The organism is Serratia sp. A07, from assembly GCF_058725505.1.
In genome coordinates this window covers 57,578-72,165 of sequence record NZ_JBZXDO010000013.1, presented here as the reverse complement: position 1 = coordinate 72,165, position 14,588 = coordinate 57,578, and the positions used below count along the sequence as shown (strand labels likewise).

The 14,588-nt window shown below is 60.5% G+C and carries 14 protein-coding genes and 3 tRNA genes; 8 read left to right on the top strand and 9 right to left on the bottom strand.

What is annotated here, in order from left to right; all coding sequences use genetic code 11:
* Positions 1-31: 31 nt before the first annotated feature.
* On the bottom strand, positions 32-1,375 hold the full coding sequence (gene argA / locus AC4PR2_RS14905) for an amino-acid N-acetyltransferase (protein WP_048234611.1): 1,344 nt from the start codon (positions 1,373-1,375) through the stop codon (positions 32-34).
* 221 nt (positions 1,376-1,596) lie between these two features.
* Here argA and amiC point away from each other — a divergent pair, with 221 nt between their 5' ends.
* On the top strand, positions 1,597-2,850 hold the full coding sequence (gene amiC / locus AC4PR2_RS14900) for an N-acetylmuramoyl-L-alanine amidase AmiC (protein ID WP_047729977.1): 1,254 nt from the start codon (positions 1,597-1,599) through the stop codon (positions 2,848-2,850).
* 90 nt (positions 2,851-2,940) lie between these two features.
* Here amiC and AC4PR2_RS14895 read toward each other — a convergent pair.
* From AC4PR2_RS14895 to AC4PR2_RS14885, 3 genes are all read right to left on the bottom strand, one after another.
* Positions 2,941-3,017: transfer RNA gene (locus tag AC4PR2_RS14895), tRNA-Met, on the bottom strand.
* Positions 3,018-3,083: 66 nt separating this feature from the next.
* Positions 3,084-3,160 (bottom strand) — tRNA-Met (locus AC4PR2_RS14890).
* 57 nt (positions 3,161-3,217) lie between these two features.
* Positions 3,218-3,294, bottom strand: a tRNA-Met gene (locus AC4PR2_RS14885).
* A 216-nt stretch (positions 3,295-3,510) separates the two neighbouring features.
* On the opposite strand from AC4PR2_RS14885, the gene mltA reads away from it, so the two are divergent.
* Together mltA and tcdA are read left to right on the top strand one after the other, a co-directional pair.
* Complete coding sequence (mltA, locus tag AC4PR2_RS14880; RefSeq protein ID WP_084827226.1) at positions 3,511-4,647, top strand: murein transglycosylase A; 1,137 nt, start codon at positions 3,511-3,513, stop codon at positions 4,645-4,647.
* Between the two features lie 84 nt (positions 4,648-4,731).
* Positions 4,732-5,538: a tRNA cyclic N6-threonylcarbamoyladenosine(37) synthase TcdA gene (tcdA, locus tag AC4PR2_RS14875; RefSeq protein ID WP_004931886.1), complete on the top strand. Its 807-nt coding sequence runs from the start codon at positions 4,732-4,734 to the stop codon at positions 5,536-5,538.
* Here tcdA and csdE read toward each other — a convergent pair.
* Together csdE and csdA are read right to left on the bottom strand one after the other, a co-directional pair.
* Positions 5,529-5,963 (bottom strand): cysteine desulfurase sulfur acceptor subunit CsdE, encoded by a 435-nt coding sequence (gene csdE, locus AC4PR2_RS14870; protein WP_038878734.1) that lies wholly within the window; start codon positions 5,961-5,963, stop codon positions 5,529-5,531. The genes tcdA and csdE overlap by 10 nt on opposite strands.
* 19 nt (positions 5,964-5,982) lie before the next feature.
* Positions 5,983-7,188: a cysteine desulfurase CsdA gene (gene csdA / locus AC4PR2_RS14865; protein WP_337046870.1), complete on the bottom strand. Its 1,206-nt coding sequence runs from the start codon at positions 7,186-7,188 to the stop codon at positions 5,983-5,985.
* 196 nt (positions 7,189-7,384) lie between these two features.
* Here csdA and AC4PR2_RS14860 point away from each other — a divergent pair, with 196 nt between their 5' ends.
* The 4 genes from AC4PR2_RS14860 to rlmM all read left to right on the top strand — a co-directional run bounded on the left by AC4PR2_RS14860 (position 7,385) and on the right by rlmM (position 10,455).
* A complete protein-coding gene (locus tag AC4PR2_RS14860) occupies positions 7,385-7,609 on the top strand; it encodes a YgdI/YgdR family lipoprotein (RefSeq protein WP_025304050.1) in 225 nt (74 codons plus the stop codon).
* Positions 7,610-7,994: 385 nt separating this feature from the next.
* Positions 7,995-8,912 (top strand): transcriptional regulator GcvA, encoded by a 918-nt coding sequence (locus tag AC4PR2_RS14855; protein ID WP_025304049.1) that lies wholly within the window; start codon positions 7,995-7,997, stop codon positions 8,910-8,912.
* A 51-nt stretch (positions 8,913-8,963) separates the two neighbouring features.
* Positions 8,964-9,359 (top strand): DUF423 domain-containing protein, encoded by a 396-nt coding sequence (locus AC4PR2_RS14850; RefSeq protein WP_004931896.1) that lies wholly within the window; start codon positions 8,964-8,966, stop codon positions 9,357-9,359.
* Positions 9,352-10,455 (top strand): 23S rRNA (cytidine(2498)-2'-O)-methyltransferase RlmM, encoded by a 1,104-nt coding sequence (gene rlmM, locus AC4PR2_RS14845; RefSeq protein ID WP_047729979.1) that lies wholly within the window; start codon positions 9,352-9,354, stop codon positions 10,453-10,455. Before AC4PR2_RS14850 ends, rlmM begins: the two co-directional genes overlap by 8 nt.
* Positions 10,456-10,494: 39 nt before the next feature.
* Here rlmM and xni read toward each other — a convergent pair whose 3' ends face one another.
* From xni to queF, 3 genes are all read right to left on the bottom strand, one after another.
* Positions 10,495-11,253: a flap endonuclease Xni gene (xni, locus tag AC4PR2_RS14840; protein WP_197804241.1), complete on the bottom strand. Its 759-nt coding sequence runs from the start codon at positions 11,251-11,253 to the stop codon at positions 10,495-10,497.
* A gap of 54 nt (positions 11,254-11,307) precedes the next feature.
* Entirely contained in the window at positions 11,308-12,672 is a 1,365-nt protein-coding gene (gene ppnN, locus AC4PR2_RS14835) for a nucleotide 5'-monophosphate nucleosidase PpnN (protein ID WP_038878760.1), read from the bottom strand.
* Positions 12,673-12,864: 192 nt separating this feature from the next.
* Positions 12,865-13,710, bottom strand: a complete 846-nt coding sequence (gene queF / locus AC4PR2_RS14830) for an NADPH-dependent 7-cyano-7-deazaguanine reductase QueF (protein WP_055312351.1) — start codon at positions 13,708-13,710, stop codon at positions 12,865-12,867.
* 63 nt (positions 13,711-13,773) lie between these two features.
* On the opposite strand from queF, the gene syd reads away from it, so the two are divergent.
* On the top strand, positions 13,774-14,322 hold the full coding sequence (syd, locus tag AC4PR2_RS14825) for a SecY-interacting protein (protein ID WP_038878762.1): 549 nt from the start codon (positions 13,774-13,776) through the stop codon (positions 14,320-14,322).
* Positions 14,323-14,588: the final 266 nt, after the last annotated feature.

Sequence of the window (14,588 nt, the reverse complement as noted above, 5' to 3'; positions counted from 1 at the left end):
AAGGGGCGCGGCAACGGCCGCGCCGTGGGGATTACAGATCGGCCAGCAGGATTTTGGAACGGCGCTGGTAGTTATACAGCGCCTGCTTTTGCATCGGCAGCACGTCGACTTCCGCCGGGGTGAATCCGCGTTCCTGGAACCAGTGGATGCTGCGGGTGGTCAGCACGAACAGCTTCTTCAGCCCCATCTGCCGCGCCTGGTTTTCCACCCGCTGCAGCAGCATCTCGCCGCGCGAAGAGCTGCGGTAATCGGGATGTACCGCGACACAGGCCATCTCACCGATTTTTTCCTCTAAGAACGGGTACAGCGCCGCGCAGGCGATGGTCAGGTTGTCGCGTTCGATAATGGTGAACTTGTCGATCTCCATCTCCAGCTGTTCGCGCGAACGGCGCACCAGAATACCCTGCTGTTCGAGCGGCCGGATCAGCTCCAGAATGCCGCCGATGTCGTTGATCGTCGCCCGGCGCACCTGTTCGGCGCTCTCCATCACGATTTGGGTGCCGATGCCGTCGCGTGAGAACAGCTCTTGCACCAGCGCGCCGTCTTCCTGGTAGCTGATCAGGTGGCTGCGGCGCACACCGCTGCGGCAGCCTTTTACCGCGCCGCGCAGGAAGCGCACGGTGCCGGAATGGTAGTCGCCGCCTTCCTCGAGCTCTTCAAGGCGCTTTTGCGCGTCGTTGGGGAACAGCTCGGAAAGGATGTTGCCCTCCGCGTCGGTCACACCTTGCGAGGAGCAGAAACCGATCATTTTTTCCGCTTTCAGCTTGATCGCCAACTGGGTAGCCACTTCTTCCGAAGTCAGGTTGAAACTCTCGCCGGTGACCGAAACCGCGACCGGGCCGATCAGCACGATGGCGTTGCTGTCGAGCTGGCGGTGGATCGCGTCTTCATCGATGCGGCGAATGCGGCCGCTGTGACAGTAGTCGATGCCGTCATCGACGCCCAGCGGCTGCGCGATGATGAAGTTGCCGCTGACCACGTTGATATGCGCGCCCTGTAGCGGCGTGTTGTTGAGGCTCATCGACAGCCGGGCGGTGATATCGAGCTGCAACAAACCGGCGGCCTGCTTGACCAGCTCGAGCGTATGGGCGTCGGTCACGCGGGTGTGTTTGTGGTAGATCGGCTCATAGTTGTGCTGCGCCAGATTGGCGTCGATCTGCGGCCGTGCGCCGTAAACCACCACCAGGCGAATGCCCAGACTATGCAGCAGCCCGATATCGTTGACGATGTTGGAGAAATTCTCGTGTTCGATGGCTTCCCCGCCGAGCATGATGACAAACGTCTTGCCGCGGTGGGCATTGATATAGGGGACTGAGTGACGGAATCCTTGCACCAGCTCTGTACTACGTTCCTTCACGACAAACCTCTTTTGCATATTTATACGGTATTTTTGTATTTTTATTCTTTTATTGCGCCGATGGCAAGCGAGAAATCGTCATGAAGAGTGCGCTAAGGGTGCTAAATCGTTAATAAATTGAAAAACCATAAAAAGATTTTCTGATGACAGGGCTGGAATGATTGGTTAAAGTTTTCGGCATCCCCATTTTATTGGTGTTTTTTTCATCTGTTGTAAACAGCTATTACTGCCGGAGCCGCATGCCAAACTCTAATCACAATCTGGGCCGCCGTCGTTTATTACAGGGCGTTGCCGCCAGCTGGTTGCTGAGTGTGAGTCGCACGGGCTTCGCCGCGTCATCGCACGTGATCGCCGTGCGCGTCTGGCCATCCTCCACCTATACCCGCGTCACGCTGGAATCCAACGTCGAGCTGAAATACAAGCAGTTTGCCCTGACCAATCCCGATCGCGTGGTGGTGGACATTGAAGGCGTTCACCTTAACAGCGTGCTGAAAGGCATCGCCGGGCAGGTACGTGCCGACGACCCTTATCTCAAGCAGGCGCGCGTTGGCCAGTTCGATCAGAATACCGTGCGGCTGGTGCTGGAGCTCAAGCAGAGCGTCAGCCCGCATATTTTCACGCTGGCGCCGGTGCCGGAGTATCGCAACCGTCTGGTCATGGATCTCTACCCGACCAAGGCCGGCAGCGGCGGTGAGGAGTATGATCCGCTACTGGCGTTACTGGAAGATTACAACAAGGGCGATCTGGAGCGCACGTTGCCGCCGGAAGCGCCGCAGGCCGGCAAGGCGGGGCGCGATCGGCCGATCGTCATCATGCTGGATCCTGGCCACGGCGGCGAAGATCCCGGCGCTATCGGCAAGTACAAGACGCGCGAGAAAGACATCGTATTGCAGATTGCCCGCAAGCTGAGCGCCATGATCAAGCGCGAGCCGAACATGAAGGTGTTCATGACGCGCAACGAAGACGTGTTTATCCCGCTCAAGGTGCGCGTCGCCAAGGCGCGCAAGCAGCGCGCGGATCTGTTCGTTTCGATTCACGCCGACGCCTTTACCAGCCGCGCGGCGCGCGGTTCATCGGTGTTCGCGTTGTCCACCAAGGGCGCCACCAGCTCGGCGGCCAAGTTCCTGGCGCAGACGCAGAACGCGTCGGACCAAATTGGCGGCGTCAGCAAGAGCGGCGACCGTTATCTCGACCATACCATGTTCGATCTGATCCAGACCGCGACCATCAACGACAGCCTGAAGTTCGGCAAGGAAGTGTTGAATCGGATGGGGAAAATCAACCGGTTGCACAAGAATCGCGTCGATCAGGCCGGTTTTGCGGTGTTGAAGGCGCCGGATATCCCGTCGATCCTGGTGGAAACGGCGTTTATCAGCAATATCGAAGAGGAGCGCAAGCTGCGCACCAGCCATTTCCAGCAGCAGGTGGCGGAGTCGATTCTGGCGGGCATCAAGGCTTATTTCGCCAACGGCGGCGCGCTGGCGAGCCGATAGAAGCAGGGCCGGGCGCGAGTCCGGCTATTTTTGCGGATTGCAGATACAAAAAAACACCCGTCAGGGTGCTTGTCTGTTGTCATCAAGAGTTGGTTGCGGAGGCCGGATTTGAACCGACGACCTTCGGGTTATGAGCCCGACGAGCTACCAGGCTGCTCCACCCCGCGTCCGTCTTGATGCTGTATTACTACGAAACCACCGTTTCATGGTATGCCGCTGGTACGACATTCGGTTGGTTGCGGGGGCCGGATTTGAACCGACGACCTTCGGGTTATGAGCCCGACGAGCTACCAGGCTGCTCCACCCCGCGTCCGTATAATACTTTGTTATCGAAGCCAAACGCAAATACCGCCAATGCGGCATCGGTTGGTTGCGGGGGCCGGATTTGAACCGACGACCTTCGGGTTATGAGCCCGACGAGCTACCAGGCTGCTCCACCCCGCGTCCGATGGATGCGCACTATACTCTCCGTGCGTTTTGTTGCAAACCCTTTTTGCATTTTATTGGCCTAAACCCGTTTTTCTGCTGGATTTGCCCGCAATTTGCCTTCTTTTTCATCACCATCCTCCGTGCGGCTTTTTTTATTTGCAGCGATTCCTTTATCAATGAGCGTTTGTTATCGTTCAGCCGGTAGATCATATCAGTTTGAGAGTGTGCGCGATGAAAGGACGTTGGGGCAAATACCTGCTGGGCGGGTTGATAGTGGCGGTGTTGGCGGGCTGTTCGTCCAAGCCGACCGATCGGGGTCAGCAATATAAAGACGGCCGTCTGGATCAATCGCTGGAGCTGGTCAATCAGCCCAACGCCAAAGGTTCGCCGGTCAACGCCAAGGACTACTCGGATCAGCTGATGGAGATCAAGTACGCATCGCCTTCGCTGTTTAACCGCAACAACAGCACCTATCAGGCGGTGCAAAGCTGGATGGCGTCCGGCGCCGACACGCGCATGCTGAGCCAGTACGGCCTCAGCGCTTACCAGATGGAAGGCGTCGACAATTACGGCAACGTGCAGTTTACCGGCTACTACACGCCGGTGGTGCAGGCGCGCTATACCCAACAGGGCGAGTTCCGCTATCCGCTGTACCGCATGCCGCCGAAGGGCAGAGGCCGCTTGCCGGATCGCGCGGGCATCTATTCCGGCGCGCTCGACGATCGCTATATCATCGCTTACACCAACTCGCTGATGGACAACTTCATGATGGAAGTCCAGGGCAGTGGCTACGTCGACTACGGCAACGGCCAGCCGCTGGTGTTCTTCGGCTACGGCGGCAAGAACGGCCACGCCTATCGCAGCATCGGCAAGGTGCTGATCGATCGCGGCGAAGTGGCCAAGGCGGACATGTCGATGCAGGCGATCCGTCAGTGGGCGGATACCCACAGCGCCGCAGAGGTGCGTGAGCTGCTGGAGCAAAATCCGTCGTTCGTGTTCTTCCGCCCGGAAGCTTTTGCGCCGGTGAAGGGCGCCAGCGCGGTGCCGCTGATCGCCAAAGCCTCGGTGGCCTCCGACCGTTCGCTGATCCCGGCGGGCACCACGCTGCTGGCCGAAGTGCCGCTGCTGGACAACAAGGGCAAATTCACGGGAAAATACGAGATGCGCCTGATGGTCGCGCTCGACGTGGGCGGCGCCATCAAGGGCCAGCATTTTGACATGTATCAGGGCATCGGGCCGGAAGCCGGCCACTCGGCGGGATACTACAACCACTATGGCCGCGTCTGGGTGCTGAAGAACAACGGCGGTGGCCAGCTGTTCAGCGCCAATCAGTCAAACGGCGGCGGTTCGTTGCTGGCCACCCGCTAAACGCATACGGCGTGAAAAGAGTGACCCGCAAGGGCCGGATTTTCCGGCCCTTATCATTTGCATTACGAAGGTAATTAAAGCGTTATGAGCACAGCTTATTCGGAAGCCTATCTGCAGCGTTTCGGCGGCACGGCGCGGTTGTACGGCCAGCAGGCGTTGGCGGTGTTCGCGCAGGCGCACGTCTGCGTGATCGGCATCGGCGGCGTGGGTTCCTGGGCGGCTGAGGCACTGGCGCGCACCGGCATCGGCGCCATCACCCTGATCGACATGGATGATGTTTGCGTCACCAATACCAACCGCCAGATCCACGCGTTGCGCCAACACGTCGGGCAATCGAAAACCGAGGTGATGGCGGAGCGTATCCTGGCGATTAACCCGGAATGCCGGGTGACCTGCATCGATGATTTCATCACCCCGGACAACGTCGCCGAGCTGCTGGACCATAACTTCAGCTACGTCATCGACGCGATCGACAGCGTGCGGCCGAAGGCGGCGTTGCTGTCATACTGCCGCCGCTTCAAGATCCCGGTGGTGACCACCGGCGGCGCCGGCGGGCAGATTGACCCGACCAAGATCGAAGTGGCCGATCTGGCGAAAACCATCCAGGATCCGCTGGCCGCCAAACTGCGCGAGCGGCTGAAGCACGATTTCAACGTGGTGAAAAACGGCAAGGGCAAGCTGGGCATCGACTGCGTCTTCTCCAGCGAGCCGCTGGTTTACCCGCAGCCGGACGGTTCGGTGTGCGCTTCGCGCAGCACGGCGGAAGGGCCGAAAAGAATGGATTGCAGCGCGGGATTCGGCGCGGCGACCATGGTCACCGCGACCTTCGGCTTCGTCGCCGTGTCGCACGCGCTGAAAAAGATGGTGGCGAAGGCGGCGCGTCAGGCGTAACGGGCGGCGATGGCCTTTACGGCGGCGGCCAACGCCGCCAGGCCGCTGGCGCGGGTGGCGCTCAGCTGCGCGCGCAATGCCAGGCGGTCGAACAGCGCCAGCGGATCCAATGCGGCGATCTGCTGCGGCGTTTTCCCTTCCACTTCGGTCAGCAGCACCGCCAACAGGCCGCGCACGATGCGGCCTTCGCTGTCGCCATAGAAGTGCAGCGTGCCGTCTTCCAGCAACTGGTGCCCCAACCAGACGCGGTTTTCACACCCGCTCAACGCTATTTCTTCACTGCGCAAGGCCTCCGGCAGCGGCGGCAGCCGTTTCGCGAGCATAATCAGCTGGCGGTAGCGGTCTTCCCACTGTTTCAGCGTGCTGAAGGTGGCGATCAACGCTTCGGCGGTGACCTCTCGGCCAAAAGGATGGGGGGCGAGCATAGCGTCTCCGGGAATCAAGTCAGTCGGCCAGCAGATCGAGGGCGTGAGTCAACGCGCTGACCAGCGTATCGACGTCCTGTTGCGCATTGTAGGGGGCGAACGATGCGCGCAGCGTGCCGCTGACGCCTAACGCCGCCATCAGCGGCTGCGCGCAGTGTTGGCCGGCGCGCAGCGCAATGCCTTGCTCCGCCAACAGCGTGACGATGTCGCTGTGGTGTACGCCGGCGATATCGAACGCCAGCAGGCTGGAGCCGGAGCTGCGGAAGCTGCGAAAGCCCGGTAGCTGCGCCAACCGCTGTTCCGCCTGGTCCGCCAGCTCGCGGCTGTAGCGCTCCGCCGCCGCCATGTCCTGCTCGTTGAGCCAGGTGAGCGCCGCGGCCAACCCCAGCACGCCGGCGATGTTCGGCGTGCCGGCTTCGAAGCAGTGCGGCGGTTTTTGCGGGGTAAAACCGTCGAACGACGCCTGGGTCAGCATCTTGCCGCCGCCTTGCCACGGCGCCATCTGCGCCAGCAGCTCGGCTTTGCCGTACAGCGCGCCGATGCCGGTCGGGCCATACAGCTTGTGGCCGGAGAAGGCGTAGAAATCGATGTCGAGCCGCTGTACGTCGGCCGGGCCGTGAACCACGCCCTGAGCGCCGTCGATCATCACGCGTGCGCCGGCGGCATGCGCCTGTGCGATCGCCGGCGCCAGATCCGGGCAGCCGCCGGTGACGTTGGACATTTGCCCCAGCGCCAACAGGCGGGTGTTGTCGTTGAGCAGGGTGGGCAGCTGCGTCAAATCCGGCAACCGATCGGCGCCGATCGGCAGTTTCACCACCCGCGCGCCGGTTTGCTCTGCCACCATCAGCCAGGGGATCAGGTTGGCGTGGTGTTCCGCTTCACTTACCAGGATTTCATCGCCCGGCTGCAGGCGCGGACGCAGGTAGCTCTGCGCCACCAGGTTGATCGCCTCGGTGGTGCCGCGCGTCCAGACGATGTCGTCGGCCGACGGCGCATTGATCAACTGGGCCACCTGGACGCGCGCTCGTTCGAAACGGGCGGTCAGATCCTGCGCTGCCCGATGCTGGCTGCGGTGCACGGTGGCGGCGTCATCGCGATAAAATTGCTGCGTGGCGTCGATCACCGCCTGCGGTTTCAACGCGGTGGCGGCGCTGTCCAGATAGATGCCGTCCTGCGCGAGCGCGGGAAACTGTTGGCGAAAAAGGCTGGGGTTAAAAGGCGTCATACCCTGATTGTCACTGGCTTGAGTCGATGGGTGATCCTGTCCTATTTTGCCGCCGGAGACAAGCGATCCTGCCTATTAGGACTTATCGCCTGGCAAAATTTGGAAAGTTTGTTATGCTATTAAATGTGCGCTAATTAATCGCATCTATACAGATAAAAGGTATTTATCAGCATTTAAAACTACAAAGGAGTCCTCAATGAAGAAAACAGCCGCAGTTCTCTCTGCTCTGATGCTTACGTTCACCCTGGCCGCCTGTTCCAGCAACTACGTGATGCATACCAATGACGGACGCACCATTGTCGCTGACGGCAAGCCTAAAGTGGACAACGACACCGGCATGATCAGCTATAAAGACGCCAACGGCGTCGAGCAGCAGATCAACCGCGCCGATGTGAAAGAGATGGTTGAAAGCAACCAGTAACCGTCAGGCAAAAAAAAGCACCGCAAGTTTTGCGGTGCTGCATAAAATCACTATGGACAGACAGGGTAAATGTACAGGAAGTGAAAAAACAGTAGCCTAGCTACCATGTCCGGAATCGCCGGACAATTTGCAAACACAACATCACAACCACAAGCCAAAAGTTCATCGGCGTCCTCGACACCCACTCCCTTTTCGTTCCGGCCCGGGAAGTGCCGCCACTATAGGTATTTGCTGGCGCATCCTCAACGGACAAATTATAATGGCTCGGATTAAAAAAACTAATGGCAATACGCCGTTAGCGTTTACCGATGGCTTGCCACGCAAAGCCGCCCGATTTTCGGCACCGAATCATTCGGATTAATGTTACACAAAAGTAGCTAATTTAATGTCTAAACGCTTACCTCCCCTCAATGCGCTGCGTGTGTTCGATGCGGCCGCTCGCCACCTGAGTTTCACCAAGGCGGCGGAAGAGCTGTTCGTGACCCAGGCCGCGGTGAGCCACCAGATCAAGTCGCTGGAGGACTTCCTCGGGCTGAAGCTGTTTCGCCGGCGCAACCGCTCGCTGCTGCTGACCGAAGAGGGGCAAAGTTACTACCTTGATATCAAGGAGATCTTCTCTTCGATCAACGAGGCGACGCGCAAGCTGCAGGCGCGCAGCGCCAAGGGGGCATTGACCGTCAGCCTGCCGCCGAGCTTCGCCATTCAGTGGCTGGTGCCGCGCCTGTCCGGCTTTAACTCAGCTTATCCGGGGATCGACGTGCGCATCCAGGCGGTGGACCGCGAAGAAGACAAGCTGGCGGATGACGTCGACGTGGCGATTTTCTACGGCCGCGGCAACTGGCCGGGGCTGCGTGCCGAGCGCCTGTATGCGGAATATCTGCTGCCGGTGTGTTCGCCGAGCCTGCTGACCGGCGATCATCCGCTGAAAACCGCCGAGGATCTGGCTTATCATACGCTGCTGCACGACGTTTCACGCCGCGACTGGCTGGCCTATACGCGCCAGCTGGGGTTGCAGCACATCAACGTGCAGCAGGGGCCGATCTTCAGCCACAGCGCCATGGTGGTGCAGGCGGCGGTACACGGCCAGGGCGTGGCGCTGGTGAACAACGTGATGGCGCAAACCGAGATTGAAGCCGGTCGCCTGGTGTGCCCGTTCAACGATGTGCTGGTCAGTAAAAACGCTTTTTATCTGGTATGTCATGACAGCCAAGCAGAACTGGGTAAAATAGCCGCCTTCCGGCAGTGGATCCTGGCGCGTGCCGCCAGCGAACAAGAGAAGTTCCGCTTCCGCTACGAACAATAAGGCCGGCCGCCGCCTTGCCGCGGCCGGTGATTTTTAATGGGATAGATCACGATGAGCAGCCGTTCCATGCTGGTTTTCGCCGCTATCAGCGGCTTTGTGTTTGTCGCGTTGGGCGCATTCGGCGCGCATGTGCTAAGTGGTACGCTCGGCGCCAACGAAATGGCCTGGATCCGCACCGGGCTGGAATATCAGGGATTCCACACCCTGGCCATCCTGGCGCTGGCGGTCGCGATGCAGCGCCGAGTGAGCCTGTGGTTTTACTGGAGCGGAGCGCTGTTGGCGTTCGGCACCGTGTTGTTCAGCGGCAGCCTCTATTGCCTGGCGCTGTCGCACCTGAAGGTCTGGGTATATATCACGCCGGTTGGCGGCGTGTGCTTCCTGATCGGCTGGATATTGATGTTGATTGGCGCTTTGCGTCTGAGGAAAAAGGCCGAGCGCCATGAATAAGATTGCGTTGTACTGCCGTCCCGGCTTTGAAAAAGAGTGTGCGGCGGAGATCACCGACAAAGCCGCCCAACTGGAGATTTACGGCTTTGCGCGGGTAAAAGAGCACAGCGGTTACGTGCTGTTCGAATGCTATCAGCCGGACGATGCCGACCGCCTGGCGCGGGAAATTCCGTTCCGCGAACTGATTTTCGCCCGCCAGATGATCGTGGTGGGTGAGCTGCTGCGCGATCTGCCGCCGGAAGATCGGGTATCGCCGATCGTCGGCATGCTGATCGGCGTGGTGGATCGCGGCGGCGAGCTGCGGGTGGAAGTGCCGGACACCAACGAAAGCAAAGAGCTGATGAAGTTCTGCCGCAAGCTGACGGTGCCGCTGCGCGGCGCGATGCGCGAGCAGAAGGTGCTGATGGCGCGCGAGAACCCGACTCGCCCGGTGGTGCACGTGTTCTTCATCGCGCCGGGCTGCTGCTACGTCGGTTACTCCTACAGCAACAACAACTCGCCGTTCTACATGGGCATTCCGCGTCTGCGCTTCCCGGCCGATGCGCCGAGCCGGTCGACGCTGAAGCTGGAAGAAGCGTTCCACGTGTTTATCCCCGCCGACGAGTGGGACGAACGCCTGGCCAGCGGCATGCACGCGGTCGATCTGGGCGCCTGCCCGGGCGGCTGGACCTATCAGCTGGTGAAACGCAGCATGATGGTGCATTCGGTGGATAACGGCCCGATGGCGCCGAGCCTGATGGAAACCGGCCAGGTGACGCACCACCGCGCCGACGGCTTCAAGTTCGAGCCGAACAGCAGCAAGATCTACTGGCTGGTGTGCGACATGGTAGAGAAACCGGCGAAGGTGACCAGCCTGATGATTCAGTGGCTGGTGAAAGGCTGGTGCCGCGAAGCGATCTTTAACCTCAAGCTGCCGATGAAAAAGCGCTATGAGGAAGTGTCGCAAAACCTGACGAGCATCCGCGAAGCGCTGGGCGCCGCCGGCATCAGCGTCGAAGTGCACGCCAAGCAGCTGTATCACGACCGCGAAGAGATCACCGTACACGTGCGCCGCATGTGGTCGGCGGTGCCGGGCCGGCGCGACGAGCGCGATTAATCGCGTTAAGCCTGATGAAGGGCGCTGCTTGCAGCGCCCTTATTGTATCGGCAGGCGCAGCTGCTGCAGGTTACCGTCCAGCGACAGATCGGTGCGCAGCGTGGCGACCTGTTTGCTGACGTAGGCCAGCTCGCGGTGTTGCTCCAGCTTGCCGCGCCATTTCTCCGGCACCTGCTCCAGGTGCTGATAGAGCCCGTCCAGGCTGCCCGACTGCTGCAACAGCAGCACGGCGGTTTTCGGCCCGATGCCCGCCACGCCGGGGATCTTGCTGCTGCCGATCCCCGCCAGCCCCCAATAGTCCGGCAGCTGCTGCGGCTGTACGCCGAATTCTTGCTGCACGAAGGGTATGTCCAGCCAGCGTTTCTGGAAGTAATCGCGGATCTGCACGTTCGGCGCCAGCAGCTGGCAGTAGCCTTTGTCCGTGGAGACGATGGTCACCTGGTGGCCGCCGCCGGCGACCTTCGCCGCCAGCGTGGCCGCCAGATCGTCCGCCTCGTTGCCGGGAGAATGCCAGCTGGCGACGCCCAGTTCGGCGAAGGCCTCGCGCAGCTGCGGCATCTCCTGCTGCAGGTTTTCCGGCATCGGCGAGCGCCCGGCCTTGTAGTCCGGCAGAATTTGGTGGCGCCAGCTGTCGCGGCGATCGTCCTCGTCGAAGACCGCCACCGCGTGGGTCGGGCGGCTGTGTTGGATCAGCTGCTGCAGCGCGTGGCGGCAGGCGTTGACGCAGGGGGAGCCCTGCACGGCGTGAATGCGGCGGATGAGGTTCAGGGCGTCGACAATCAGTAGGTGTATCATCATGGGCGGTAAGGTCAGAAAAAACAGGGCGGCTGTTACGCCGCCCGGGATTGAGGGTCAGGCTACGATTTCGTAGCAGGGCACATAGGCGCTGCCCGGCAGCTTCATGCGGTGCTGGGCGACAAAGCCCTGCAGCAGGCTGTCCATCTGCTTCATCATCTGCGGTTCACCGTGCAGCTTGTACGGGCCGAACTGCTCGATGGCATGGATGCCGTTTTCCTTCACGTTGCCGGCCACAATGCCGGAGAACGCGCGGCGCAGCGCGGCGGCCAATTGCTCCGGCGGCTGGTTCGGATACAGATTGAGGTTCGCCATGTTCTCATGGGTCGGCTCGAACGGCAGCTGCAGATCCGGCGCGATGCGGATCGACCAGTTGAAGCTGTAGGCGTCGCCGGTGTTGCGGCGGTTTTCCTTCACCAGCGGCATGGCTTGCTTCATCTGCCGCGCCACTTCCGCCGGATCGTCGATGATGATGGTGTAATGGCGGCGCGCTTCGTCGCCCAGCGTGTTCATGATGAACTCGTCCAGCACGCGGAAGTAGTCAGCGCTCTCTTTCGGCCCGGTCAGGATCAGCGGCAGCACCTGTTCGCTGTTCTCCGGGTTCATCAGGATACCCAGCAGGTACAGCAGCTCTTCGGCGGTGCCGACGCCGCCCGGGAAGATGATGATGCCGTGTGCGATACGCACGAAGGCTTCCAGGCGTTTTTCGATGTCCGGCATGATCACCAGCTCGTTGACCAGCGGGTTAGGCGGCTCGGCGGCGATGATCGACGGCTCGGTCATGCCGATGAAGCGGCTGTTGCGGTAACGCTGCTGCGCGTGACCGACCGCCGCGCCTTTCATCGGCGCTTCCATGGCGCCCGGCCCGCAGCCGGTGCAGATGTTCAGCTCGCGCAGGCCCAGCTGGCTGCCGACCTTGCGCGCATACAGGTATTCGTTTTCGTTGATCGAGTGGCCGCCCCAGCACACCACCATATTGGGATCTTCATCCAGATGCAGCGTGCGTGCATTGCGCAGGATCGAGAACACCAGGTTGGTGATGTGGGCCGAGTTTTCCAGGTTCAGGTGCTGGAAGCGGCCGGCGCTGGCGATTTGGCCATGCACGAACAGGATGTCGCGCAGCACGGCGAACAGGTTGGCCTGCAGCGAGCGGATGATGCGGCCGTCGACGAACGCCTCTTCCGGCGGATTGACCAGCTCCAGCTTCACCCCGCGCTCGCGGCGCAGCACGTTGATGTCGAAGGTTTCATAGCGCGACAGCAGCTGCTTGCTGTTGTCGGTTTGGCTGCCGGAGTTCAACACGGCCAGCGAACAGTTGCGGAACAGGCGGTACAGGTCGCTGCTGGCGGTGCGCTTCAGCATGTCTACTTCCAGCTGCGACAATAAATCCATAGAGCCAAGCGGGCTGATGTGTGTAATCAAGGTAACTCCTTTGCACCCGGTGCGGGGCGGTAGTAATCCATACGCAGCAAAACAGCATCTCGTTATGGTTGGCGTGCTGCGGCGAAGCGGGCGCTCTGCCCGGCCGCAGCCTCGTTTTAACCTTACCGCCGTCCCTGTGCTTTTACCAACACAAACCGCTCGTTAGCTCAGTTGTTGAGCAATGTTTCGCACTTATTGGCGCGCCAGGCGGCCGTGCTCGGGAGCGAACGCGACGTTGCTGCGCCACGGGTTGATATCCAGCCCGCCGCGGCGGGTATAGCGAGCGTAGACCGTCAGGCTTTGCGGCCGGCAATAGCGCATCAGATCGTTGAAGATGCGCTCGACGCACTGCTCGTGGAATTCGTTGTGGTGGCGGAAGGAGACCAGATAGCGCAGCAGCGCTTCGCGATCGATCTTGCCGCCGCGGTAGCTTATCTGCACCGAGCCCCAGTCCGGTTGATGGGTGATCAGGCAATTGGACTTCAGCAGGTGGCTGACCAAGCGCTCTTCCACCACCTCTTCTCCGGCGGCGTTCAGCAGGTAGTCGGCGTTGAACTCATAATTGTCGATGCGGATATCCTGCTGGTCGATGCAGTCGCCGGCCAGGCGGGCGATCGGCGTGCCTTCCAACTGCTCGACGCTGAACAGGGTGACGCTGACTTCGCCCTGGGCGCAGGCGGACAGATCGCGCTGCAGGGTGCTGCGCACCGTTTCCCAATCGGCGAACGGGGTTTGGTTGAAGCTGTTGAGGTACAGCTTGAAGCTTTTCGATTCGATCAGGTTCAGGCTGTCGGCGTTGAGGCTGATTTCACCGACCGCCACCTGCGGCAAGCCGTTGGCGTTCAGCCAGGAGAGCTCGTACAGCGTCCAGATGTCCGCGCCGTGGAAGGGCAGGTTATCGGGATACAGGCCCAGCGGCTCGCGGTTCATGCTGCGCGGCACCGCCTGCAGCAGCGTGGCGTCGTAGCGATCGCGGTAGGCGGTGGGTTTGCCCAGCGTCAGCCCCGACAGGGCCTGGTGGTCTTGATATGAGGACATCTGCTGTCACCTCGGTCAGAGATAGGTACAATGGCCGTCAGTTTAACGTATGCGAGAAAGAATATGGACCATGATGTATCGCACGCTCTGCGTGAATTCACTCAACGTTATGTCGAGTTGTGGCAGCAAGAGCGCGGCCACGCGCCGGCCAGCCAGGCGCTGTACGGCGTGCCGTCGCCCTGCATCGTGGAGAACCGCGAGGACGAAGTGCTGTGGTTGCCGCGGCCTTTCGAACCGGCGGCGACGCTGGAAAAGGTAGAAACCGCGCTGGAGCTGCGTTTGCAGCCGGATGCGCACCGCTTCTACACGCAGCAATACGCCGGTGACATGAGCGCGCAGTTCGGCGAGCATCGCCTGAGCCTGCTGCAGGTCTGGAGCGAAGAGGATTTTATCCGCCTGCAGGAGAACCTGATCGGCCATCTGGTGACGCAAAAACGTCTCAAGCTGTCGCCAACGCTGTTCCTGGCGACCACCGAATCCGAGATGACGATGGTGTCGTTGTGCAACGTCAGCGGCAACGTGGTGCTGGAACAATTCGGCAGCGATAAGCGCACCCTGCTGGCGGCGACGCTGGGGAATTTCCTCGATGCGCTGCGCCCGGTGTTGGACTGAATCGCGACGGATTCGCCGTCGCCCGTGTGAGAGATCTCTCACACGGCCTGTGAGAGATCGCTCTTAATTTTTCCCGCCTTTCTCCAGGCTATGAGATTATTGTTATCCAGATCAATTGGTTAGAATTTCTTTAGGATAACTCTTAGTCTTAATTTAGTGTGAGACACCTCCCAAACCCTTGTGATTCCGGGGAATTTAAGCGATCTTATCGTTACCGGAACGGAACCGGCGGAGCAGGAAAGCATCAGGATGATGCAGCTTCAGGA